At 66.4% G+C, this 2,163-nt stretch carries 2 protein-coding genes; both read left to right on the top strand.

The features are described from left to right. The coding region (gene sucB, locus AC5RWT_RS36750; protein ID WP_494084520.1) for a 2-oxoglutarate dehydrogenase, E2 component, dihydrolipoamide succinyltransferase at window positions 1-1,631 on the top strand (1,631 nt) is incomplete at its 5' end. A 167-nt stretch (window positions 1,632-1,798) separates the two neighbouring features. Continuing rightward, the gene (locus tag AC5RWT_RS36745; protein WP_494084519.1) at window positions 1,799-2,149 is read left to right on the top strand and encodes a hypothetical protein; all 351 of its coding nucleotides are present in this window, start codon (window positions 1,799-1,801) and stop codon (window positions 2,147-2,149) included. The last annotated feature ends 14 nt before the right edge of the window (window positions 2,150-2,163 follow it).

Here is a 2,163-nt window from a genome sequence, read left to right as displayed (position 1 = left end):
ACAAGGTCGACACCGAAATCCCCTCTCCCGTAGCCGGCGTGATTGAAGAAATCCTCGTGGCCGAGGACGAAACCGCCGACGTCGGAGCCCCGCTGGTGCGCATCGGCGACGGTTCCGGATCCGGCGAGCCTGCCGATGAGGCACCGGCCGCGCAGGCACAGGAAGAAGCCCCGCAGCAGGCTGAGACTCAGCAGGAAGCCCCGCAGCAGCAGGAGGAGCCCTCACAGGAAGCCCCTGCCGAGGAAGCTCCCGCCGCCGGTTCCGGCGAAGGCACCGAAGTCACCCTCCCCGCCTTGGGCGAGAGCGTCACCGAGGGAACGGTCACCCGCTGGCTGAAGCAGGTGGGCGACACCGTCGAGGTCGACGAGCCGCTGCTTGAGGTTTCCACCGACAAGGTCGACACCGAAATCCCTTCCCCGGTGGCAGGCACCGTTCAGGAAATCAAGGTCGCCGAAGACGAGACCGCTGAGGTTGGTTCGGTGCTGGCCATCATCGGCACCGGCGCCGGCCCCGCCAAGGCGGAGCCGAAGCAGCCTGAGCCGGTGGCCGCCGCCCCTTCCGAGGAACGCGAAGCCCCGGTGGAGGAACCGGCCAAGGCAGAACAGCCGGCCGCCGAAGCTCCCAAGCCGGAGACCGCCGAAGCTCCGAAGGCCCCGGCACCGCAGGCAGCGCCTGCACCGGCCGCAGCAGAAGCCGCGGCAGGACAAGACGCCGGCTATGTCACCCCGCTGGTCCGCAAACTGGCCAACCAGCACGGCGTGGACCTGTCCGCGGTCAAGGGCACCGGTGTTGGCGGCCGCATCCGCAAGCAGGACGTGCTGGAGGCTGCCGAGTCCGCCAAGTCGGCTGCAACCCCCGCAGCTCCCGCTGCTGCTGCAGGCGCTCCGGCGCAGGCTGCGGCGTCGGCGAAGCGCGGCACCGTGGAGAAGGCTCCGCGAATCCGCCAGGTGATCGCCCGCAGGATGCGTGAATCACTGGACGCTTCCACCCAGCTCACCCAGGTCCACGAAGTGGACATGACCAAGGTGGCCAAGCTGCGTGAGCGGGCCAAGAAGTCCTTCCAGGAACAGAACGGCGTCAAGCTCACCTACCTGCCCTTCATCGCCAAGGCCGTTGCGGAGGCACTGAAGCAGCATCCGAAGCTGAACGCTGAGTACGACGAGGAAAAGCAGGAAATCACCTACCACAACGCCGAGCACCTGGCGATTGCGGTGGACACGGACAAGGGCCTGCTGGTCCCAGTCATCAACGACGCGGGCAGCCTGAACCTGGCCGGCCTGGCGGGCAAGATCGCCGATGTCGCGGCCCGCACCCGCAGCAACAAGATCGGCCCCGACGAGCTCTCGGGCGGTACCTTCTCCATCACCAATATCGGCAGTGTCGGCGCCCTGTTCGACACGCCCATCATCAACCAGCCGCAGGTGGGGATCCTTGGAACCGGCGCCATCGTCAAGCGGCCCATGGTGGTCCAGGATGAGAACGGCGACGACTCGATCGCCATCCGCTCGATGATGTACCTGTCCCTGACCTACGACCACCGTCTGGTCGACGGTGCGGATGCCGGCCGCTTCCTGCAGACACTGCGGGCACGCCTGGAAGCCGGGCAGTTCGAGGCGGATCTGGGCCTCTAGCCGGTCCGCCCCGCACAATGCCCTCATCAGCGGCGGGCCGCGTTCCCAGTGGACGCGGCCCGCTGTGTTTAAACGTGCGAACGCCCGCTACTACAAGGGGTAGAAAAACCCGTTCCGGCCCGGCATGGCGCGGTTTGACGCCTGTCGCGGGCAGCTAAGCTGGGCCTATGGACATCCTTTACAACCTTCTCGTTTTCCTGCACATCGTCGGTGCAGCCATGATCGTCGGCATCTGGATCGGCAACATGAAGAAGCCTACGGTCCACCCGCGCCAGTTCGACGGGGCCGCCCTTCAGGTCATTACCGGCGTCATCATGATGGGCCTGATCCCCGCCCTGGACATGGACGCCAACTATGTGAAGCTGACCGTCAAGCTTGTCATCGGGCTTGTGGTGGGAGTCCTCGCCTTCATCGGCCGCCGCAAGTACAAGGCGGGCGAGCCCATCTCCACCGGCCTGGCCCACTCCGTGGGCGGCTTGGCGCTGCTGAATGTCGCGATCGCCACACTCTGGAACTGACCGTCTGAGGTTCC

The sequence above is a fragment of the Arthrobacter sp. Dra40 genome (genome assembly GCF_059091905.1).
The sequence above is the reverse complement of the archived record's forward strand: the minus strand, read 5'-3'. Positions and strand labels throughout refer to the sequence as shown.

What these genes read in the sequence shown, in the direction of transcription:
- AC5RWT_RS36745 (WP_494084519.1), top strand. Translation starts at nt 1,799, where the DNA reads ATGGACATCCTTTACAACCTTCTCGTTTTCCTGCACATCGTCGGTGCA.